General features: G+C 67.7%; 19 protein-coding genes and 1 tRNA gene. 5 read left to right on the forward strand and 15 right to left on the reverse strand.

Translation table 11 applies throughout. The features are described from left to right. Window positions 1–62: 62 nt before the first annotated feature. The 5 genes from MC375_RS13745 to MC375_RS13765 all read right to left on the reverse strand — a co-directional run bounded on the left by MC375_RS13745 (window position 63) and on the right by MC375_RS13765 (window position 3,477). On the reverse strand, window positions 63–527 hold the full coding sequence (locus MC375_RS13745; RefSeq protein ID WP_242103964.1) for a hypothetical protein: 465 nt from the start codon (window positions 525–527) through the stop codon (window positions 63–65). Window positions 528–573: 46 nt separating this feature from the next. After that, window positions 574–1,824 carry a threonine synthase gene (locus MC375_RS13750; RefSeq protein WP_242103965.1) on the reverse strand — a complete coding sequence of 417 codons (1,251 nt, stop codon included), beginning with the start codon at window positions 1,822–1,824 and terminating at the stop codon, window positions 574–576. A gap of 9 nt (window positions 1,825–1,833) precedes the next feature. Then, a complete protein-coding gene (locus MC375_RS13755) occupies window positions 1,834–1,986 on the reverse strand; it encodes a hypothetical protein (RefSeq protein WP_242103966.1) in 153 nt (50 codons plus the stop codon). A 30-nt stretch (window positions 1,987–2,016) separates the two neighbouring features. Next, window positions 2,017–2,766 carry a sulfurtransferase gene (locus MC375_RS13760; protein WP_242103967.1) on the reverse strand — a complete coding sequence of 250 codons (750 nt, stop codon included), beginning with the start codon at window positions 2,764–2,766 and terminating at the stop codon, window positions 2,017–2,019. A gap of 69 nt (window positions 2,767–2,835) precedes the next feature. Continuing rightward, complete coding sequence (locus tag MC375_RS13765; protein WP_242103968.1) at window positions 2,836–3,477, reverse strand: hypothetical protein; 642 nt, start codon at window positions 3,475–3,477, stop codon at window positions 2,836–2,838. 158 nt (window positions 3,478–3,635) lie between these two features. Here MC375_RS13765 and MC375_RS13770 point away from each other — a divergent pair, with 158 nt between their 5' ends. Beyond that, window positions 3,636–5,024, forward strand: coding sequence for a hypothetical protein (locus tag MC375_RS13770; protein WP_242103969.1), 1,389 nt, complete (start codon window positions 3,636–3,638; stop codon window positions 5,022–5,024). 99 nt (window positions 5,025–5,123) lie between these two features. On the opposite strand, the gene MC375_RS13775 is transcribed toward MC375_RS13770, so the two are convergent. The 3 genes from MC375_RS13775 to MC375_RS13785 form a co-directional block, all read right to left on the reverse strand. After that, entirely contained in the window at window positions 5,124–5,774 is a 651-nt protein-coding gene (locus tag MC375_RS13775; protein ID WP_242103970.1) for a response regulator transcription factor, read from the reverse strand. A gap of 242 nt (window positions 5,775–6,016) precedes the next feature. Continuing rightward, a tRNA-Ser gene (locus MC375_RS13780) sits at window positions 6,017–6,106 on the reverse strand. A gap of 221 nt (window positions 6,107–6,327) precedes the next feature. After that, a complete protein-coding gene (locus tag MC375_RS13785) occupies window positions 6,328–7,335 on the reverse strand; it encodes a LysR substrate-binding domain-containing protein (protein ID WP_242103971.1) in 1,008 nt (335 codons plus the stop codon). A 111-nt stretch (window positions 7,336–7,446) separates the two neighbouring features. Here MC375_RS13785 and MC375_RS13790 point away from each other — a divergent pair, with 111 nt between their 5' ends. Continuing rightward, window positions 7,447–8,028: an NAD(P)H-dependent oxidoreductase gene (locus MC375_RS13790; RefSeq protein WP_242103972.1), complete on the forward strand. Its 582-nt coding sequence runs from the start codon at window positions 7,447–7,449 to the stop codon at window positions 8,026–8,028. Window positions 8,029–8,051: 23 nt separating this feature from the next. Here the strand turns inward: MC375_RS13790 and MC375_RS13795 are convergent, their stop codons facing one another. Together MC375_RS13795 and serS are read right to left on the reverse strand one after the other, a co-directional pair. Then, window positions 8,052–8,825 (reverse strand): sulfite exporter TauE/SafE family protein, encoded by a 774-nt coding sequence (locus MC375_RS13795; RefSeq protein ID WP_242103973.1) that lies wholly within the window; start codon window positions 8,823–8,825, stop codon window positions 8,052–8,054. A gap of 58 nt (window positions 8,826–8,883) precedes the next feature. Next, window positions 8,884–10,290, reverse strand: coding sequence for a serine--tRNA ligase (serS, locus tag MC375_RS13800; protein ID WP_242103974.1), 1,407 nt, complete (start codon window positions 10,288–10,290; stop codon window positions 8,884–8,886). Window positions 10,291–10,432: 142 nt separating this feature from the next. Here serS and MC375_RS13805 point away from each other — a divergent pair, with 142 nt between their 5' ends. Beyond that, window positions 10,433–11,110, forward strand: coding sequence for an energy transducer TonB (locus MC375_RS13805; RefSeq protein WP_242103975.1), 678 nt, complete (start codon window positions 10,433–10,435; stop codon window positions 11,108–11,110). A gap of 87 nt (window positions 11,111–11,197) precedes the next feature. Next, window positions 11,198–11,779, forward strand: a complete 582-nt coding sequence (locus MC375_RS13810; protein WP_242103976.1) for an energy transducer TonB — start codon at window positions 11,198–11,200, stop codon at window positions 11,777–11,779. Window positions 11,780–11,857: 78 nt separating this feature from the next. Here the strand turns inward: MC375_RS13810 and aroA are convergent, their stop codons facing one another. From aroA to MC375_RS13835, 5 genes are all read right to left on the reverse strand, one after another. After that, entirely contained in the window at window positions 11,858–13,168 is a 1,311-nt protein-coding gene (gene aroA / locus MC375_RS13815; protein WP_242103977.1) for a 3-phosphoshikimate 1-carboxyvinyltransferase, read from the reverse strand. After that, the gene (hisC, locus tag MC375_RS13820) at window positions 13,165–14,277 is read right to left on the reverse strand and encodes a histidinol-phosphate transaminase (protein WP_242103978.1); all 1,113 of its coding nucleotides are present in this window, start codon (window positions 14,275–14,277) and stop codon (window positions 13,165–13,167) included. The genes aroA and hisC overlap by 4 nt, the downstream gene beginning before the upstream one ends. 4 nt (window positions 14,278–14,281) lie before the next feature. Beyond that, a complete protein-coding gene (gene pheA, locus MC375_RS13825; RefSeq protein WP_242103979.1) occupies window positions 14,282–15,466 on the reverse strand; it encodes a prephenate dehydratase in 1,185 nt (394 codons plus the stop codon). Window positions 15,467–15,945: 479 nt separating this feature from the next. After that, a complete protein-coding gene (serC, locus tag MC375_RS13830) occupies window positions 15,946–17,031 on the reverse strand; it encodes a phosphoserine transaminase (RefSeq protein ID WP_242103980.1) in 1,086 nt (361 codons plus the stop codon). A 59-nt stretch (window positions 17,032–17,090) separates the two neighbouring features. Continuing rightward, the gene (locus MC375_RS13835) at window positions 17,091–17,888 is read right to left on the reverse strand and encodes an FHA domain-containing protein (protein WP_242103981.1); all 798 of its coding nucleotides are present in this window, start codon (window positions 17,886–17,888) and stop codon (window positions 17,091–17,093) included. Between the two features lie 73 nt (window positions 17,889–17,961). Here MC375_RS13835 and MC375_RS13840 point away from each other — a divergent pair, with 73 nt between their 5' ends. Further along, complete coding sequence (locus MC375_RS13840) at window positions 17,962–18,237, forward strand: polyhydroxyalkanoic acid system family protein (protein ID WP_242103982.1); 276 nt, start codon at window positions 17,962–17,964, stop codon at window positions 18,235–18,237. Window positions 18,238–18,239 lie beyond the last annotated feature (2 nt).

The raw sequence follows: 18,239 nt of genomic DNA on the forward strand, positions 1-18,239 counted from the left end.
TTGCGCGCGATAGGCCGCGCTGGGAATCCCGGCGCGGGGATCTGTCCACGACACCGCGAAGGTCACCACAGATCGAAGGTCAGCCCAGGACGCTCGTTGTCCCAGATCGTGCTGAAGATCCACCAGCGGCCGTGCTCGTGACACAGCTGGATGCTGTTGGCGCCGCGCTTGAGCAGCACCGGCGAATCCGGCGAGGGCCGCGCTTCGTACAGGCTCCATGCGTGGGCCACCTCGCCGAAGCCCTGCACGCGCTGCTCGATCTCGATCTCGTGAAAATCGTTGCTGGCGAAGAAGGGCTCCACATCGGCGATATACGATTCGACGTCGAATACCGCCGCGCGCGTACTGCCATCGGCTTCGACCACGGTGCGCAGGCTCGTGGCGCGCGGATGCTGCAGGTAGCGGAAGCGGTCCCAATCGCGCGGCGCGCCGGCCGGGCCGGAGATGCAGGCGTACACCGCACGCACCAGCCTGCCGATGTCCTGGGTGTCGTGCTGCCATTCGGGGTCGATCGGGCTGGAGGTCATGGTTGAGCCTATACAGAGGAAAGGTTGCGAACCGCGCAAGCCCACATCAGAGCAGATGGCGCAACGCCGGCAGGTACTTCTCCGCCGAGCCGGTGTTGACCGCGACCACGCGCTCGCCGCGCCTGACCAGACCTCGATCGAGCAGTTGCGGCAGCGCCGCGAGGCAGGCCGCGCCCTCGGGCGAGATCCAGTCGCGCATTTCGCGCCAGGTGCGCGACAGTTCACGGGCGATGTCGTCCTCGGCCACGGCGACCGCGGCGCCGCCGCTGGCGCGGATGATCTGCAGCACGCGGAAATGCCCGATGCCGCCGGGGACGTTCAGGCCGGTGGCGAGGGTGTCGCCGGCGGGCAATGCCGTGGTGTCGTCGGCGCCGGTCTCGAAAGCCCGTACCAGCGGCGGCGTCGCCTCGCTTTGCACGCACAGCATGCGCGGACGGGCGTGACCGATCAGGCCGAGCGCCTCGAGTTCATCCCAGGCCTTCCACATGCCGAGCACGCCGGTGCCGCCGCCGGTGGGATAGATCACCGCATCGGGCAGCGACCAGCGTGTGTCGCCGGGCGCCGGTTCGGCGAGCTCGAGGCCGAGCGACTTCTTGCCCTCGATGCGCCAGCCCGGCTCCTGGAAGGTGGCCACGGAGAAATACCCCTGGGGTATGTACTTCTCCTTCAAGAGGGCGCCGGCTTCGCGGATGGTCGGGCCGACCAGTTCAAGCTTCACCCGATCGGGACGGCGCAACGCCGCCGCGGCGACATTGCCGAGGATCGGCATCGGCGTGTCGTCGGGCATCGCGACCACGACAGAAAAGCCGCCTGCCAGCGCGTAACGCACCAACGAATCGCCAGCGTTGCCCTGGGTCGGCACGGCCAACTTAGACAGCCCCAGACGCCGGGCCTGCGCCGCCACCATGGCCATGCCGCGGTCCTTGAAGCTCTGGGTTGGATTGGCGCCGAAACCGGGATGCGCCTTGCCTTCTTCCTTCAGCTGCAGGCGCAAGCCGCCGCTGCGCGCCACCGGGTGCGCCGCGTAGTCGAGCAGTGGTGTGTGGCCTTCGCCCAGCGGCACGAGGTGCCGCGCATCTTCTGGATCGGAGGCGTCGAGCGCCATCAGCGCGCCGAAGCGCCACATGTCCTGTCGTGACGGGTCGTACCAGGTCGCGTTCGGCCGCTCCGCGGTTAGACGCTCCAGGTCGAGCACCATCTCCACCGGCCTGCCATCGGCGGGATCCAGATTCATCGGCCGGTCGGCGGAGTATTCGATGCCCGAACCCAATCCACGCAGGCAGCGCACGTAGGACATCGGCTGCAGTCAGAAGGGTACGGGCAGGCCCAGGTAAGGCGCCGCGAACCAGTACAGGCCCAGCGCCACGACCCCCCAGAGCACCAGCTTGAGCACGAAGCCGAGCACCTTGATCGCCAGCCACGCTGCGATGATGGCAATGAGGATGCCCAGCCAGCTCATGTCGTTACTCCGCGAAGTTCGCTGCGCAGACTACACAGGGTCGAGCGCCTGGTCGACCAGCGGACGCAGCTCCGGATCCAGCGCGACCCGTCCGTCGAACACGAAGCATCGTCCGTCGTAGCCCGCGCCACCGACCGTCTCGAAGTAGCCCAGGATGCCACCGTCGAGCTGCAGCACGTGCCCCAATCCGCTTGCCCGCATCCATAGCGCGGCCTTTTCGCAGCGGATACCGCCGGTGCAGAAACTCACCACCGTGGCGTCGGCGAGCGCGTCCCGATGCGGTTCCAGCGCGGCCGGCAGCTCGGTGAAGTTGTCGATCGGCAGAGTGAGCGCGCCTGCGAAGCTGCCGTAGCCGACTTCCTCGCGGTTGCGGGTGTCGAGCAGCACAAGCCGCCTTCCCGCATCGTCCCTGCCGCGCGCGATCCACCTCGCGAGCGTCTGCGCGGCAACGCCTGGGGCCCGACCGGTCAGCGGCGAGGCACCTTCGCGGCGGAAGGCAATGATTTCCCGCTTGACCTTCACCTTGAGCCGCGCGAACGGTACATGCGCGCTTTCGCTGCATTTGATCGAAAGATCCACGAACCGCGCATCGCCGCGGAGCCAGGTGACGAAGTCCTCGATCGCCTGCGGCGCTCCAGCCAGGAACAGGTTGAGACCCTCCCCTGCCACCAGCACCGTGCCGCGCAGCTCGAGCGCCCCGGCCTGCGCGCGGATGGATGCGGCCAGCGCTTGCGGATCGTCGATGGCGACGAAGTGGTAAGCCGCCAGATTCCGGATCACGGTTTCGCCTTTGCGGTGGGCGGCGCGACGCCCGCTGCTGCGGGGCGGTGCGCATCAATGGGCGGCATTCTAGTCGCGCGCCCCAACGGCCGGTTTCCGGGCGATGGCGCGCGTCAGGTTCGCCCGCGCAGCGCCATCCAGCCGTGCGTGGAAGAAATCGCTCAGGTAGATACGCTCGCGTTCCAGCAAAGACCGGAGGAAGGCACGGCGTTTGCGGCGATACAGCCATGCGGGTGCCACGCCCCGATACTCCTCGGCGATGGCCCTGTCGTAGCGGTCGAATGTTTCCGGTGGCGCGCCGAGGATCGCCATGTCGCAATCCAGGAAATGCCGGGTGTCGTCGGCGATGGGCCCTGCGCCGAAATCGGCCGGCGCGAACCGGCCGTGGCGGGCGGTCAGCTCGATCAGCTCGGCGACCCGCCCGGCATCCACCGCGCCATGCGGCAGCCAGTGCGCGATGTGCTGGCGCGCGAGCTCGGCCGAACGCGCTTCGTTGTCGCCGGCGCCGGCGTGGTAGACCGCATCGTGGTAAAGCACCGCCAGCGCTGTTTCGCGCGGCTGCGCCCAACCGGGGCCTGACGCGACCTCGCCGTAGTGGCCCAGGACCGCTTCGACGTGCCCGAAGTGATGATAGGCACGCGGCGGCGTCGCATAGGCGGACCGCAGCGCATCGATCATGGCAACTGGCAACGACAGTTCGGCGATCTGCATGGGCCCGATTGTGGCGGCGCGGTGCCTGCCTCGCCACCGGCGGAGCTTGGGTCGGTAAGCACGGCCTGAATGCCATTGCCCTTCGACGGCCGATCTCATGGGCGGTTAAGCCGTCCGGCCGCGTACTTGGCCTCAGTCGAACTCCGTGGGACCTTCACATGAACCTCCGCATCCAACCATTGCTCGGCACGGGGCTGGCGTTGCTGCTGGCAGCCGGCGCCCTGCCCGCGGCCGCCCAGGACGCGCAGCGCGATCGCGAGGAACGCACTGCGCGTCGCGAGCAGGTCGCGAAGCAGCGCCAGGACGCAGCCAAGGCGCAGGCGCGGCAGCAGGCAGCACAGTCGCAAACCAACCGGGCCCGTGAAAGCCTGGCACGCGACAACCAGCGCCGCCAGGCCGAAGCCCAGCAGCGCAGCGTCCGCCAGCGCGACCAGGCCCTGCAGCGCCAACAGGCGGTCAGGCGTCAGCAGGAACAGCGCGCGTCGCAGCAGCGCCAGGCCGAACGACGCCAGTCGGAGGACCGGCAGCAAGCCTTGCGCCGCGAACAGGCGCAGCGCACGGCGGGCGAACGACAGGCACGGCAGCTGGAACGGCGCCAGCTCGAGGAGCGGCAGCAGTCGCTGGCGCGCGAGCATGCACGGCGGGAGGCGCGGCAACGCGATGTCCGTGATGAGCGGACCCGACAGGCGCAACGTCGCCAGCTGGAAGACCGCGACCAGACGCGCCGCACGCAGGATGCACGCGCATCGGCTGAACGTCGCCGGCTCGACGCATCACGCCTGTCCGAGCAGCGTCGCGCCGCCGACGTGCGCGATCGCCGCGAGCGCGAACAGCGCGAGACCGCCGTACGCGCGCGCGACACCCGTGACTTTGCCGAGCGGCGTAGCCGCGAGAGCCGCGATGACCGTCGCGACGAATCCCGCATTTACAGGGAACGCGAGCGCCAGCGCGTCTCGGACACCGAGCGCATGCGCCGCATCAGCGAGCAGCGCCAGCGCAGCGCCGAGTACGCCCGTTACGTCGCGGCGCGCCAGGCGGCGGAACGGCAGCGCTATCTCACCCTGCAACAGCAGCGGCGGATCCAGCAGTATCGCTACCAGCAGGACTACTACCGCCGCCTGCGCGCCGAACAGGCGCGCTGGAACGCCCTGCGCTACAGCTACGACCGGGATCCGTATTACTACACGCCGGCGAGCTATCGCTATTACCGCGAAGGCCGCTATTACCAGATCAACCGCTACGCCGCGGACGTGCTGCGCCAGGCGATCCGCTATGGCTACCAGGAAGGCTACCGCGCGGGCCGTGCCGACCGTCTGGACGGGTGGCGGCCCGATTACCGCAACGCCTATGCCTACCAGGACGCCAATTACGGCTACTACGGCTATTACGTGAACCCGCGCGAGTACAACTACTACTTCCGTCAGGGTTTCCGTCGTGGCTATGACGACGGATATGGGCGCAGCTACCGCTACGGCAATTACGTCGACGGCAACTACCTGATCCTGCAAAACGTGCTGTCGGCGATCCTCAACCTGCAGCATCTGTAGCTGGCACGTGTAGCTGGCACGCGGGTCGGGCTGGCATGTGCCAGCCAGGCACAGCGGGACACGAAAGCAAGCGCGCGGAAGGATCCGCGCGCTGACGCGCTACGACATGACCTGGGTCGGATCGACCAGGCCGTACTGGCCGAGCAGCCGGGTCAGGGCGATGTTGTCCTGGACCCCGAGCTTGTGGAACAGATTGCTCTTGTGGGTGTTGATCGTCTTCGGGCTCAGGCTGAGCCGCAGCGCGATGTCCTGCTGGCGCAGGCCCTGCACGAGCAGCATGGCGACTTGAACCTCGCGCACGCTCAGCGCATCCAGCGGCGTGGAGCCGCCGCTGATCCCGGCAAGCGCAAGATTCTGCGCCACCCCGCTGGCGAGATAACGCCTGCCGCTGGCCACGTCGCGCACGGCGCGCAGCAGTTCCTCGGCATCACCGCCCTTGCCGACATAACCCGACGCACCCACCTCGATCAGGCGCCTGGGCATCGGCCCGTCCTCGAGCACCGACACCACGATGACCCGGCAGCCGTACTTGCCCTTCACGATGCGTTCGGTCACCTCGAGCCCGCTGATGCCGGGCAGGTGCAGGTCGCACAGCACGACGGCGGGCTTGAGCTTGCGGATCTGGGGCAGCGCGGCCTCCCCGGTCTCGGCCTCGCCCACCACCTCGATGTCGACCTGCGCCGACAGGATCATGCGCATGCCGGTGCGCACCAGCGCATGGTCGTCCACCATGAATACCTTGATCGTCATCCCTGTTTACCCCCGTGCTGCTCCTGGAGCCGAAGCCTAGCGCCGGGGTCGAAGGGCGGCAAGCGTGGCGCCCGACGCCGCTGTCATGACCGGACAAGGCCGGATTCGAGCACCCGATGGTCCGCTGCCACAGCAGTCTTCTGGACCGGCACCCGGCTCTGACGCATCACGAATCGTGCGCCCTCGCGCTGCGCGATCGCGTTGGATATGCGCGCCGAAGCGATCCCATGTTCGAAATGTTTTGGCGGAGAGAGTGGGATTCGAACCCACGGTGGTATCGCTACCACGCCGGTTTTCAAGACCGGTGCCTTAAACCGCTCGGCCATCTCTCCAAGGGCTTTCAGTGTAATTCGCCGGTTTGACCATCGGCCTGCGGCCGATGTTCGCTCCGGCCTTCGGCCTGCGCAGTCAAGACCGGTGCCTTGAACCGCTCGGCCATCTCTCCGGAGGATCGGTTCAATCGGGCGCCAGACCATCAGCTCGCGGCCGCGTCATCCCGACTACGGCTCACAGGCAAGGCCAATGCCCTTCGACTCGACAGTGCGGCCATCCCTCAGCGCATTGTCGCATGCGCGGTTGGCGGCGAAGGCCGGGCCGCAGCCTTGGAATTGGCAGCGGCGTCGGTGCCGGGCTTGGGGCAGTTCTGGCAGTCCAGGCGCGAAGCCTCGATCAGCGGCGGCAGTTTCTCGGCCAGATAATCGATCAGCACCCGCACCGCCGGCAGCAGGCCGCGGCGCGATGCGAATACGGCATGCGCGATGCCCTGCGGCAGTCGCCATTGGGGCAGGACCACTTCCAGCTCACCGTTGCGCACCGCATCCGCACACAGGGTTTCGGGCAGCATGGTGATTCCCAGACCCTGTTTGGCCAGCGCCATCAGCATGGGGAAGTCGAAGCCGGACACGCGCGGCTTCAGGTCGATGCGCCTGACCTCGCCATCGCGCTGCAGTTCCCAGCGCTGCCTGGCCTCGTCTTCGTTCATCGACAGGGTGACGTGGTCGTGCAGCTGTTCGGGTTCGGTCGGGCGGCCGGCGCGCTTGAGGTACTGCGGGCTGGCGACCAGCAGCTCCTGGATCTGGCCGAAGCTGCGCATGACCAAGCTGCCGTCGTCGTCGAGCTTGTTGCGCACCCGAATGGCGACGTCGAACCCCTCGTTGATGACATCCACGCGGCGGTTGCTGACATGCAGCTGCAGCCGCACCTGCGGGTAGCGCGCCAGGAACTCGGGCAGCAGCTGCGGCATCTGCTGTTGCGCCAGTCCGACCGGCACGCTCACCCGCACCAGCCCGCGCGGTTCGGCGCTGAGCCGGTCCACCACTTCGCGCGCGGCCTGGGCCTCCGCCAGCATCGACTGCGCATGGCGATGCACGCTCTGGCCCACGTCGGTGACCGCGAAGCGGCGGGTGGAACGCTGCAGCAGGCGCACGCCCAGCTCGTTCTCCAGCTGGCTGATACGCCGGCTCAGGCGCGACTTGGGAATGCCCAGCGCCCGTTCGGCGGCGGCAAAGCCGCCGTGGTCCACGACGGCGCTGAAGTAGTAGAGGTCGTTCAGGTCCTGCATGGCTCTTTTTCCATGGATGGAACAGTACGTGATATTTGATCACCTTTATTCCACACAGGCAACAACGCATCTTATCGACCGGGCGGCACCCCGCCGCCGGAGGACAATCCCATGAAACTGCTGCATCTGGACTCCAGCGCCCTCGGCGACCAGTCCGTCACCCGGGAACTTGGCGCTGCGATCGTCGCCCACTTGCGGGCCCGTTTCCCCGTTGCCACGGTCGAGTACCGCGACCTGGATGCCGACCCGGTTCCCCACCTGACCGGAGGCTCACTCGCCCGTACTGATTCCGTCCTGGCGGCGCAGGACGACCGACTGCTGCAGCAATTCCTGGACGCGGATGTCATCGTGCTGGGAGCGCCGATGTACAACTTCGGCATTCCCTCCACCCTCAAGGCCTGGATCGACCGGATCGCGATCAAGGGCAAGACCTTCCGCTACACCGAGCAGGGCCCGCAAGGCCTGGCGGCCGGCAAGCGCGTGATCGTGGCCAGTGGCCGCGGCGGCGCCTATGGCGACAGCAGCCCGGCCGATTTCCAGGAGGCCTACCTGCGCCAGCTGTTCGGGTTCCTGGGCATCGACGACATCGAATTCGTGCGCGCCGAAGGCGTCGGCCTCTCGCCGCAGCATCGCGAACAGGCGCTCGCCACGGCCAAGGCTTCGTTGCTGGCGCCGCTGAGGGACGCCGCGTAGCCGGACGCCCGCCCGATCCCGGCTCACAGCAGTCCGGACATCATTCCCACCGCCACCACGAACAGCATCACGGCAACCGCGCGCTGCACACCAGGCATGGTGACCTTGTGCAGCAACCGGTTGCCCAGCAGTGCCCCGAGCGTCGCTGCAAGCACCGCCGCTGCCAGAACGCCGTAGTCCAGCGCGTGCATCTGCGCGCCGAACGAACCTGCGTACACGCCCAGTCGACTGAAGTCGATCAGGCAGGCGAGCGCCACGCCGGTACCGATGAACGCATGCTTGTCCAGGCCGGCGCGGGACAGGAAGGCCGATCGCAGCGCGCCCTGCATGCCGGTCAGGCCGCCGAAGAAACCGCTGAGCACGCCTCCCAATGGCATCCAGCGCGGGTCGAAGCTGGCATCGCGCCAGCGCGGCACCAGGTCGACCGACGCGAACGCGAGCAGCAGCACTCCGACGACGAGTTCCACCGGTGTGACGTTGAAACTGCGTCCGAAGCCGGACCATCCGAATGCGGGCGCCGCACCGGCCAGCTTCACCAGCAACCAGGCGCCGAGCAGCGACGCCGCGACCGCCGGCACGCCGAAGCGCAGCAGTACGCCGCGGTCGAGGTGGCGTCCGGTCAACGCGAGCTTGAACAGGTTGTTGAGAAAGTGGACCACCGCGGTCATCGCCACGGCCTGCTCGACCGGGAAGAACAGCGCGAACGCCGGCAGCAGCAGCGTACCCAGGCCGAATCCGGAAAAGAAGGTCAGCAGCGAGGCCAGCAGTGCAACGGTGCTGGGAATCAGGAATTCCATGCGCTTGCGCCGACGGGCAATCTCCGCTGCTTATGCCACGACGCCTGGCTCGAGGCCGTCAGGAAATGCGGTCCAGGCCACGCATGTAAGGTCGCAGGACCTCGGGCACTTCGATCGACCCGTCGGCCTGCTGGTAATTTTCCATCACCGCGATCAGGGCGCGCCCCACGGCGACCCCGGACCCATTGAGGGTGTGCACCAGTTCGGGCTTGCCCGTCGCCGGATTGCGCCAGCGCGCCTGCATGCGCCGGGCCTGGAAATCGCCGCAGTTGGAGCACGAGGAAATCTCGCGGTAGCTGTCCTGCGAGGGCAGCCAGACTTCCAGATCGTAGGTCTTGCGCGCAGCGAATCCCATGTCGCCGGTGCACAGCAGCACACGCCGGTACGGCAGACCGAGCTTCTCCAGCACCACTTCGGCGCAGCGGGTCATGCGCTCGTGTTCGGCCTCGCTTTCATCGGGCTTGGCGATTGATACGAGTTCGACCTTCTCGAACTGGTGCTGCCGGATCATGCCCCGGGTATCGCGGCCATGGCTGCCGGCCTCGGAGCGGAAGCACATCGAATGCGCGGTCATGCGCAGCGGCATGCGGCTTTCGTCGACGATCTCATCGCGGACGATGTTGGTGAGCGGGACTTCTGAGGTAGGAATGAGGTACTTGTCGACATACGACCTAGCGAGAAGCTTCGCGTCATCTGCGATGTCTTCAAAGGAAATCTTTCCTCCCTTGCCGTGACTCACGATGTTGGCAAATGCCCGGAAGTTCTCTTCGCTAAGCATCCAGGTCCCGGGAGATTCGCTGCGTAACGTCGCAAACAGATCGTCCTCGAACTTCGGCAGCTGGCCGGTGCCGCGCATCGACTCGGCGTTGACCAGCAGCGGCACGTTGGTTTCCTGGTAGCCGTGCTCATGGACGTGCAGGTCCAGCATGAACTGGGCCAGCGCACGGTGCAGAAGGGCGATCGGACCGCGCAGGACCGTGAACCGTGCGCCGGAGAGCTTGGCCGCGGTTTCGCCATCCAGCCAGCCATCGCGCGCACCCAGTTCCACGTGGTCGCGCACCGCGAAATCGAAGCGGCGCGGCGTGCCCCAGCGATGCGTTTCGACATTCGCCGATTCGTCCTCGCCCGGCGGCACGGACGCGTCGGGCAGGTTCGGAATGCCCAGCGTGATCTGCTCGAGATCGTGGCGGATCCTCTCCAGATCGGCTTCGGAAGCCTTGAGTTCCTCGCCGAAACCGGCCACTTCGGCCATCAGCGACGTGACATCCTCGCCCCGCGCCTTGGCCTGGCCGATCGCCTTGCTGCGGGTATTGCGCAGGTTCTGCAGCTCCTGGGTGCGTACCTGCAGGCGCTTGCGATCGACTTCCAGCGCCTCCACCGCGGGGACGTCCAGGACGTAGCCGCGGGTCGATAGGCGCTGCGCGAGGCCGGCGGGATCGGAACGAAGCAGGGCGGGGTCGAGCATCGGACATCGCTGGCATTGGTGAATGCGGATTATCGCGTGTCCGCAAGGCGAGGTGTTCCGCGCCGGCCTCGGCGAAAGCCGGTGCGCCCGGACATGCCGCGGCCGCGTGCGAAAATGCGTCGTCCCCCGACACGAGATCGCAATGGCTTCTACTCCGCCCGTGGCACCTCCGCCTTCGCGCAAGCCCTGGTTTGCCCTGCCCTCCGGCCTGTCGCGTCGCACGCTGCTGCTGGCGGGGATGGCGTTCGGCGTGGGCCTGGTGCTGTTCCTGCTGATCGTGGGCCAGGGCGAGGACGACGGGTTCTTCCGCGCGGGCGATGCCCCCGTCAGCGGACGCGCCGACCAGGTCTTCGAGCCGCTTCCGACGCCGGATGCGGTGGGGGGCGAAGATGCCGCTCCGGGCCGTGAAGCCGGGGATTCCGCCGTATCGGCCGGGCAACCCGAACAGGTCGACAGCCGCGGCTTTCCGTTGCCGGATGAGCCCTCGAGCGCTGAGCCGGTCATCCCCGCGGCACCGGCCGCACCCTCCGAACCGGTGGCCGCCGCGCGTCCGGACGCCAGTGCCAAACCGCTCCGCAGCCCTCCACCGGAGTATCCGGCGTCGGCCGCGCAGCGTGGCGAGGCGGGCACGGTGCTGCTGCAGGTGCAGGTCGATGCCCAAGGCCGCCCGGCCGAGGTCGATGTGGTGCAAAGCAGCCGCTCGCGTGCGCTCGACCGCGAGGCGGTGCGCGCCGTGCGGCGCTGGGAATTCAGCCCGGCGGTCCGCAACGGCCAGTCGGTGGCCTCGAAAGTCCTGATTCCGATCGAATTCCATCCCTGAACCGCTGCGCATCCCCGGTCTGGCTCGTGACGGAAGCTGAACAAACCATGTGAAACCCTCGCCGCGTCCCGTGACGAGGAGTACGCCATGTCCGACCCGAGAGAAGGCACCAGCGACCTCAACCCGCAACCGCTGCCGCCGGAGGAGCCACGCCGCGGCGTCAGTCCGTTGATCTGGATCCTGTTGTTGCTCGCCCTGGCCGCGCTCGGCTGGTGGTACTACAACCGCAGCATGCAGCCCGGTCCCGATCTGTCCGCAACCACGCCCACGGTGGAACCGGCGATCACCAGCCAGGAGGAAGTCGCCGCGCAGGCCGAACGCGAGCGGGCCGCGGCCAACGAGCGCCGGCGCAGCGAACGGACCCGCGAAGCCGCGCGTCCCAAGGTCCCTGCCGACCGCGACGTGACCCCCATCGCACGGGTCGAGCCCGAGTACCCGGCCGCGGCGGCGCGCAACCAGGAAGAAGGCACCGTGCTCGTGCGCGTGGACGTGGACGCCAACGGCGTGCCCACAAATGTGGAGGTCGCGCGTCGCAGCGGCTCGCGCGATCTGGACCGCGCCGCGGTGGACGCCGTGCGCCAGTGGCGCTTCAACCCAGCGATCAAGGACGGCAAGAAGGTCGCCGCCGTGGTCGAGGTGCCGGTCGAGTTCAAGCTGCAGCAGCAGTAGTCGGCACGCTTGTCTCCCTCCGCCCAAGGCGGAGGGAGCGGCCGGCCACCCGGCATGCCGGGCGGTGACCGAAAACGGCTATCCGGCTTCGAGCCCCATACCGGCCTGCTTCGCCAGCCGGTCGAAGCCCGGAAACGAGGTCGCCACGTTGGCCACGTCATGGATCGCGACCGGACCTGCGGCACGCTGCGCGGCCACGGCGAAGGCCATGGCGATGCGATGGTCGCCATGACTGTCGATCGTCCCGCCCCGCAAGGCTCCGCCGTGGATGGTGGCGCCGTCCGGCGCCTCGTCGACGCCAATCCCCAGAGCACGCAGGCCGGCCGCCATGGTTGCGATGCGGTCGGATTCCTTGACCCGCAGTTCCGCAGCGCCGGTCACGACGGTGTCTCCCTGCGCACAGGCGGCGGCCACGAACAATGCGGGAAACTCGTCGATCATGTCGGCCACATGCACCTGTGGCACCACGATCCCACGCAGTAGCGCATGCCGCACCAGCAGGTCGGCGACCGGTTCTCCGCCCTCCTCGCGCGCAGCGGTTTCGGTGATGTCAGCGCCCATGGCCCGGAGCACATGCAGCAGGCCGGTCCGGCGCGGGTTCATGCCGACGCGCGGCAGGCGCAGCTCCGAGCCCGGGATGAGGGTTGCGGCGACGATGAAGAACGCAGCCGACGAGAAGTCGGCGGGCACCTGCACGTCGACTGCGTGCAGCCGGTGACCGCCTTCGAGGCGTGCCGTTCCTGGCTCGAATTCGATCGGGTACCCGAACGCGGCCAGCATGCGCTCGGTGTAGTCGCGGGTGGGCTGCGGTTCGCGCACCACCGTGGTCCCGCGCGCATACAGGCCAGCCAGCAGGATCGCGGACTTTACCTGCGCGCTGGCGATTTCACTTGTGTAGTCAATGCCTTGCAGAGAACTGTTTGCGTGGATGGTGAGCGGCGGAACTCCAGCTGCCCCGGCGTCGATCCGCGCGCCCATGCGGGCCAGCGGATCGATCACCCGCCGCATCGGCCTTTTCGACAGCGAGGCATCGCCGACCAGGGTGCACGGGAAGCCCTGCCCCGCCAGCAAGCCGGTCAGCAGGCGCATGCCGGTACCGGCGTTGCCACAGTCCAGCGGCGCGTCCGGTGCGCGCAAGCCGTCGATGCCGACGCCATGAACCACCCGTACGCCATCGGATGGCGCATCGATCCTCACCCCCAGCTGGCCGAAGATGGCTGCGGTGGCGCGCGTGTCCTCGCCCTCGAGGAATCCGTCGATGCGCGAGGTGCCGTCGGCCAGCGAGGCCAGCATGATCGCGCGGTGCGAGACCGACTTGTCGCCGGGCAAGGCGACTTGCTCCCGCAGCGCCGTGCCTGGCCTGCAGATCCAGTCCTGTCGCGCGCTCATGCGGACCCGTCCAGCGCTTCGAGCAGGCGCCGGTTCTCGTCTTCGGTGCCCACGGTGATGCGCAGGCATTCGCCCAGGCCGTAGCCGACCATCGGTCGCAGCACGACGCCGCGGGCGACCAGGTTCGCTTCGATCCGCGATGCATTCGCACCGAACTCGACCAGCAGGAAATTGGTCTGCGAAGGCGAAACCTTCAGGCCACGCGCGCGCAGCGCCTCGGCCAGCGCCGCACGCTGGGCCGCATTTCCAGCCAGCGACGCCTGCAGATGGGCGGTGTCGGCCAGCGCCGCTTCCGCGGCGGCCAGTCCCACTGCGTTGACGTTGAAGCTTTCCCTCACCCGCTCCATCACCGCGATCAGGCCGGGGTCGGCGATCGCGAATCCCACCCGCAGTCCGGCCAGTGCATAGGCCTTGCTGAAGGTGCGGGTGACGACCAGGTTGCGGTGCCGCGCGGTGAGAGGCAGCGCGGATGCGTAGTCGGGCGCGTCGACGAACTCCGCATAGGCCTCGTCGACGACCACGATGACATTGCCCGGCACGTCGTCGAGGAAGGCCTCGAAGTCCTCGCCCCCGAACCAGGTGCCGGTGGGATTGTTGGGATTGGCCAGGTACACCAGCTTGGTACGCGGGCCGATCGCGGCCCGCAGCGCCGCAAGATCGTGGCCCCGCGGCATCGGATGGTCGCGCCCGTGCGCAGGCGCCGGCTGCAGCCTGGCGCCGGCCGCCTGCGCCGCCAGGGAATACACCGCGAAGCCGAACTTCGAGGCCACGACATCGTCGCCGGGGCCGGCGAACACCTGCGCGAACTGCATCAGCAGCTCATGCGAGCCATTGCCGAGCAGGATCCGCGATGTGTCGACGCCGTGCGTGGCCGCAAGCGCACGTTTGAGGTCGCCGCCCAGTGGATCTGGGTAGATGTGGATCGAGGCCAGCGCATCGACCACCGCCTGCCTGGCCAGGGGGCTGGCGCCGTACGGATTCTCGTTCGAGCCGAGTTCGACCAGCTGGGCCTCGGCAAAGCGGCGCCGCAGCGAGATCAGGTCGTGTCCCGGGTCGTACGCGCGCAGGTCGCGGATGCCAGGACGCGCCAGGGTTTCGAAGTCGATCATGGCGTCAGAGCACCGCCACCGGATAGGAGCCGAGCACGCGCACCTCGCCGCTGTGCTCCCCCACTTCGGCAAGCGCATCCTTCAGCGGCGATTCGTCCATATGGCCGGCCACGTCGATGAAGAACGCGTACTGCCACAGATGGCCGTGCGCAGGCCGCGACTCGATCCGGTTCATGCTGATGCCGCGCCGCGCCAGCGGTTCCAGCACCCCGTACAGCGCGCCCGGCCGGTCGCGGATGAAGACCAGCAGCGAGGTGCGGTCGTGGCCCGAGGGCGGAAACAGTTCACGCCCCAGCACCAGGAAGCGGGTGGTGTTGTCGCTGCGATCCTCGATCGGACCTGCGATCTTCTTCAGGCCGTACACGTGGCCGGCCGACTCGCCGGCGATCGCTGCAGCGTCGTCGGCATTGCGCGCGCGGCGCGCCGCTTCGGCATTGCTCGACACCGGGATCCGTTCCGCCTTGGGCAGGTGCTCACGCAGCCAGCCGCCGCACTGCGCCAGCGACATGGGGTGCGAATAGATCCGTTCGATGTCCTCGATCCGCCCGCTGCGCGACAGCAGGTGCTGGTGCACCCGCAGTTCGACTTCCCCGCAGATGCGCAGCGGCGAGGTGAGGAACATGTCCAGGGTGACCTGGATCGTGCCCTGGCCGGAATTCTCCACCGGCACCACGCCGAAATCGGCGTGCCCGGCCGCCACTTCCTGGAACACTTCCTCGATGCTCGCCAGCGGCAGTCCGTGCGCCGAATGGCCGAAGTGCTTGTGCACCGCCTGCTGCGAGAACGTGCCTTCCGGCCCGAGGTAGCCGATCTTCAACGGCTCCTGCTGGGCCAGGCAGGCCGACATGATTTCGCGGAACAGGCGCACCAGCACTTCGTCCGACAGCGGTCCGTCGTTGCGGTCCACCACCCGGCGCAGCACCTGCGCCTCGCGCTCCGGCCGGTAATAGTCCACCGCCGCCGCCAGCTTGCCCTTGGCCTTGCCCACCTGGTGCGCCCACTGCGCACGCTCGGCGATCAGCTCCTGGATGCGGCGATCGATCCCGTCGATCTGCGCGCGAACCTCGGCGAGCTCGGGCTTTGCGGCGGACGCCTCCTTCTTGGCAGGTTTGCCCGATGCGGCGGGCTGCTTCTTCGTCGGCTTCTCCGACTCCGCCTTCTTGTTGCTTTTTGCTTTCTGATTTTTCATCACGCACTCAATTGAATCGGACACCCGGAGGGCGGCGGCCATGGATGGCCGCCGTTTTCGGACCGAGCCAGGATGGCGAGTCCGAAAATGGCGACGTCACTCCGCCCTCCTTGAGCGATCTTGATCTCACGAGGAGGCCGTTTTCTTTGGTTACTTTCTTTTGGGCCAGCAAAAGAAAGTAACTCGCCCGCAAGGGCGAAACGCCGTTGATCCTGCTCTTCGCAATATGCCGCACCGGATTTAGCCACTGAAGAGCAGGGCTTTCGCCTTCCGGCGAGTTACTTTTCTTTGCTGGTGCAAAGAAAAGTAACCAAAAGAAAGCACCTTCCTCGTGACGTCAAAACCGCTCAAGGCGTTTGCGGTGCCGCGGGAATTTTCGGACTCGGCATCCTGCCTCGATCCGAAAACGCCGGCCATCCATGGCCGGCGCCCTCCGGGTTTCCGGATGCACTGACTTCTGGAAGAAACCGGCAAAGCCTTCATCCATGCCGCGCCTGGAAATCGCGCATGAAATCGACCAGCGCCCGCACACCTTCGACCGGCATCGCGTTGTACAGCGACGCGCGCATGCCGCCAACCGCCTTGTGTCCCTTCAACGCCATCAATCCGGCAGCGCGCGACTCGGCAAGGAACATCGCGTCCAGCGCAGGATCGTGCAGGAAGAAGGGTACGTTCATCCGCGAGCGTACGGAAGCCTCGATTTCGTTGCGATAGAAACCGTCGCCGGCATCGATCGTCGCGTACAGCAGTGCGGCTTTCTCGGCATTGCGTCGCGCGAACTCATCGACCCCACCCTGCTCCAGCATCCAGCGCACAGTGAGCCCGAGCATGTACCAGTTCCAGGTGGGCGGCGTGTTGAGCATCGAATCGCGCGCCGCGTGCGCGCGGTAGTCGAAAATCTCCGCGCGATGCTGGCCGCTGCGTTCGAGCAGCTCGCGGCGCACGATCACGACGCTGATGCCGACCGGACCCAGGTTCTTCTGCGCGCCGGCATAGATCAGTCCGTACTTCGCCACGTCGAGCGGCTCGGACGCGATGGACGAACTGAAATCGGCGAACAGCGGCACATCGCCCACCTCCGGCGTGGTGCGGTATTCCACCCCATGAATGGTTTCGTTCGCGGTGATGTGCACGTAAGCGGCATCGGGCGACAGCCGCCAGCCTTCACGTCCTGGCAACGAGCGGAACCGATCTTCCTCGCTGCTGGCGGCGATGTTCACCGCGACATACGGTGCTGCCTGCCGGATCGCCGTCTTGCTCCAATGCCCGCTGACGACATAGTCGGCAGTCTGCCCGGCGCCGGCGAAGTTCAACGCGATCAACGCCTGTTGGGTGGTGGCGCCGCCGGACAGGTACAGGACGACATGGCTGTCGGGGATCGCCAGCAGGGTGCGCAAATCGGCGTCGGCGCGCTCGGCGACTTGCATGAACTCGGCGCTGCGGTGGCTGATCTCCACGATCGAGGCGCCCAGCCCGTGCCAGTCGAGCATTTCGGCCTGGGCCTGGCGCAGCACTGCTTCGGGCAGGGTTGCCGGGCCGGCGCTGAAATTGAAGACACGGGGCATGCGGGCATATCGGCAATGCGGAGAGCACCGAGTATGCCGCACTGCAGCAGGGCGCGTCGCTAGCGTGCGGCTCCGAACAGCAGCAACAGCGCCAGCGCGCCGGCCGTCAGCAACGCGGCCAGCAACAGCCAGGGCCAGCGCCGCCAGGTGCGGGCGCGGGGCGTTCGCGCTTGCGTCTCGTCCTCGACCTCGAGCCCGATCCCGGCCGCCAGCGGCTTGGCCGTCGCGCCAGGGCCTTCCACCACGAACCGATGCTGGGCATCGAACACGAGCTGGTCGCCCGGCCGCAGCAATGCGTCGCGGACCGGCTGGCCGTTGAGCAGGCTGCCATCGGGCGTACCGAGGTCGCGCAGGACGATCTGCGCACCCACCTGGGACAGCTGGGCATGGCGCTCGGCGAACGCCGGGTCGTCGATCCGAATGTCCGCTTCGGCGGCGCTGCCCACCAGCCGCGGATGCTCCAGGGTGAAGCTGCGGCCGTGATGCTTGCCCCCCACCCCGCGCAGGACGACCCGGAGGTCTCCGGGCGGCGCCTGCAGGTCGGCGGGCAGTGCATCGTCGGGCAGCGCAATCGGCTGGTCGCGCGTCAGCACCATCTCCACGCCGTCCACGTACACCGCATCGCCGACCCGGAGCATGGCCATGCGCCGCACCCGGCGCCCGTTCACGTGCACGCTGCCCGCGCCTTCGGCGACCGCAAGCCAAACCCCGCGCCGGTCCAGGCAGAAGCGCACGATCGCATCGGCGTCGTCCGCCGCGGCATGCAGTCCTGCCGCATCGCGCGCGATCGCCTGCACGCCCTCGTGCAGCGACAACTCCGTGCCGTCTTCGGTGACTCGTAGCTTGAGGTTATCCACGCGGCGGGAATCTAGCACGCCGGGCCGCGGTCGGATGCTAGGCTTTGCCGATCACGCAAACGCAGAGACAGGCATGCCCGGCATCGACATCCGCCACCCTCACTCCATGCCGCTGCCCAAGGCCCGCAAGGCGGTGGAGGAAGTGGCCAAGAAGCTCGCGCAGCGCTTCGACATCGAATACGCCTGGGAAGGCGATACCCTGAGCTTCACCCGTTCGGGCGTGGACGGGAGGATCGCGCTCGCAGCTAAACACCTGCACGTCACCGCCCAGCTGGGCTTTCTGCTGTCGGCGCTGAAGGGGCCGATCGAAAGCGAAATCCGGCGGGTGCTGGGCGAACGCTTCAGCTGAGC

Source organism: Lysobacter sp. M2-1 (assembly GCF_022662495.1).
In the GTDB taxonomy this organism is placed as follows: Bacteria; Pseudomonadota; Gammaproteobacteria; order Xanthomonadales; family Xanthomonadaceae; genus JAKPBU01.

Bases quoted from the DNA above. Each gene is read 5' to 3' on its own strand.
- MC375_RS13805 (WP_242103975.1), top strand. From the start codon at position 10,433: ATGGCTTCTACTCCGCCCGTGGCACCTCCGCCTTCGCGCAAGCCCTGG.
- MC375_RS13755 (WP_242103966.1), bottom strand. From the start codon at position 1,986: ATGAGCTGGCTGGGCATCCTCATTGCCATCATCGCAGCGTGGCTGGCG.
- MC375_RS13745 (WP_242103964.1), bottom strand. From the start codon at position 527: ATGACCTCCAGCCCGATCGACCCCGAATGGCAGCACGACACCCAGGAC.
- MC375_RS13750 (WP_242103965.1), bottom strand. From the start codon at position 1,824: ATGTCCTACGTGCGCTGCCTGCGTGGATTGGGTTCGGGCATCGAATAC.
- MC375_RS13790 (WP_242103972.1), top strand. From the start codon at position 7,447: ATGAAACTGCTGCATCTGGACTCCAGCGCCCTCGGCGACCAGTCCGTC.
- MC375_RS13785 (WP_242103971.1), bottom strand. From the start codon at position 7,335: ATGCAGGACCTGAACGACCTCTACTACTTCAGCGCCGTCGTGGACCAC.
- MC375_RS13840 (WP_242103982.1), top strand. From the start codon at position 17,962: ATGCCCGGCATCGACATCCGCCACCCTCACTCCATGCCGCTGCCCAAG.
- MC375_RS13770 (WP_242103969.1), top strand. From the start codon at position 3,636: ATGAACCTCCGCATCCAACCATTGCTCGGCACGGGGCTGGCGTTGCTG.
- serC (WP_242103980.1), bottom strand. From the start codon at position 17,031: ATGCCCCGTGTCTTCAATTTCAGCGCCGGCCCGGCAACCCTGCCCGAA.
- serS (WP_242103974.1), bottom strand. From the start codon at position 10,290: ATGCTCGACCCCGCCCTGCTTCGTTCCGATCCCGCCGGCCTCGCGCAG.
- MC375_RS13795 (WP_242103973.1), bottom strand. From the start codon at position 8,825: ATGGAATTCCTGATTCCCAGCACCGTTGCACTGCTGGCCTCGCTGCTG.
- MC375_RS13775 (WP_242103970.1), bottom strand. From the start codon at position 5,774: ATGACGATCAAGGTATTCATGGTGGACGACCATGCGCTGGTGCGCACC.
- MC375_RS13810 (WP_242103976.1), top strand. From the start codon at position 11,198: ATGTCCGACCCGAGAGAAGGCACCAGCGACCTCAACCCGCAACCGCTG.
- hisC (WP_242103978.1), bottom strand. From the start codon at position 14,277: ATGATCGACTTCGAAACCCTGGCGCGTCCTGGCATCCGCGACCTGCGC.
- aroA (WP_242103977.1), bottom strand. From the start codon at position 13,168: ATGAGCGCGCGACAGGACTGGATCTGCAGGCCAGGCACGGCGCTGCGG.
- pheA (WP_242103979.1), bottom strand. From the start codon at position 15,466: ATGAAAAATCAGAAAGCAAAAAGCAACAAGAAGGCGGAGTCGGAGAAG.
- MC375_RS13765 (WP_242103968.1), bottom strand. From the start codon at position 3,477: ATGCAGATCGCCGAACTGTCGTTGCCAGTTGCCATGATCGATGCGCTG.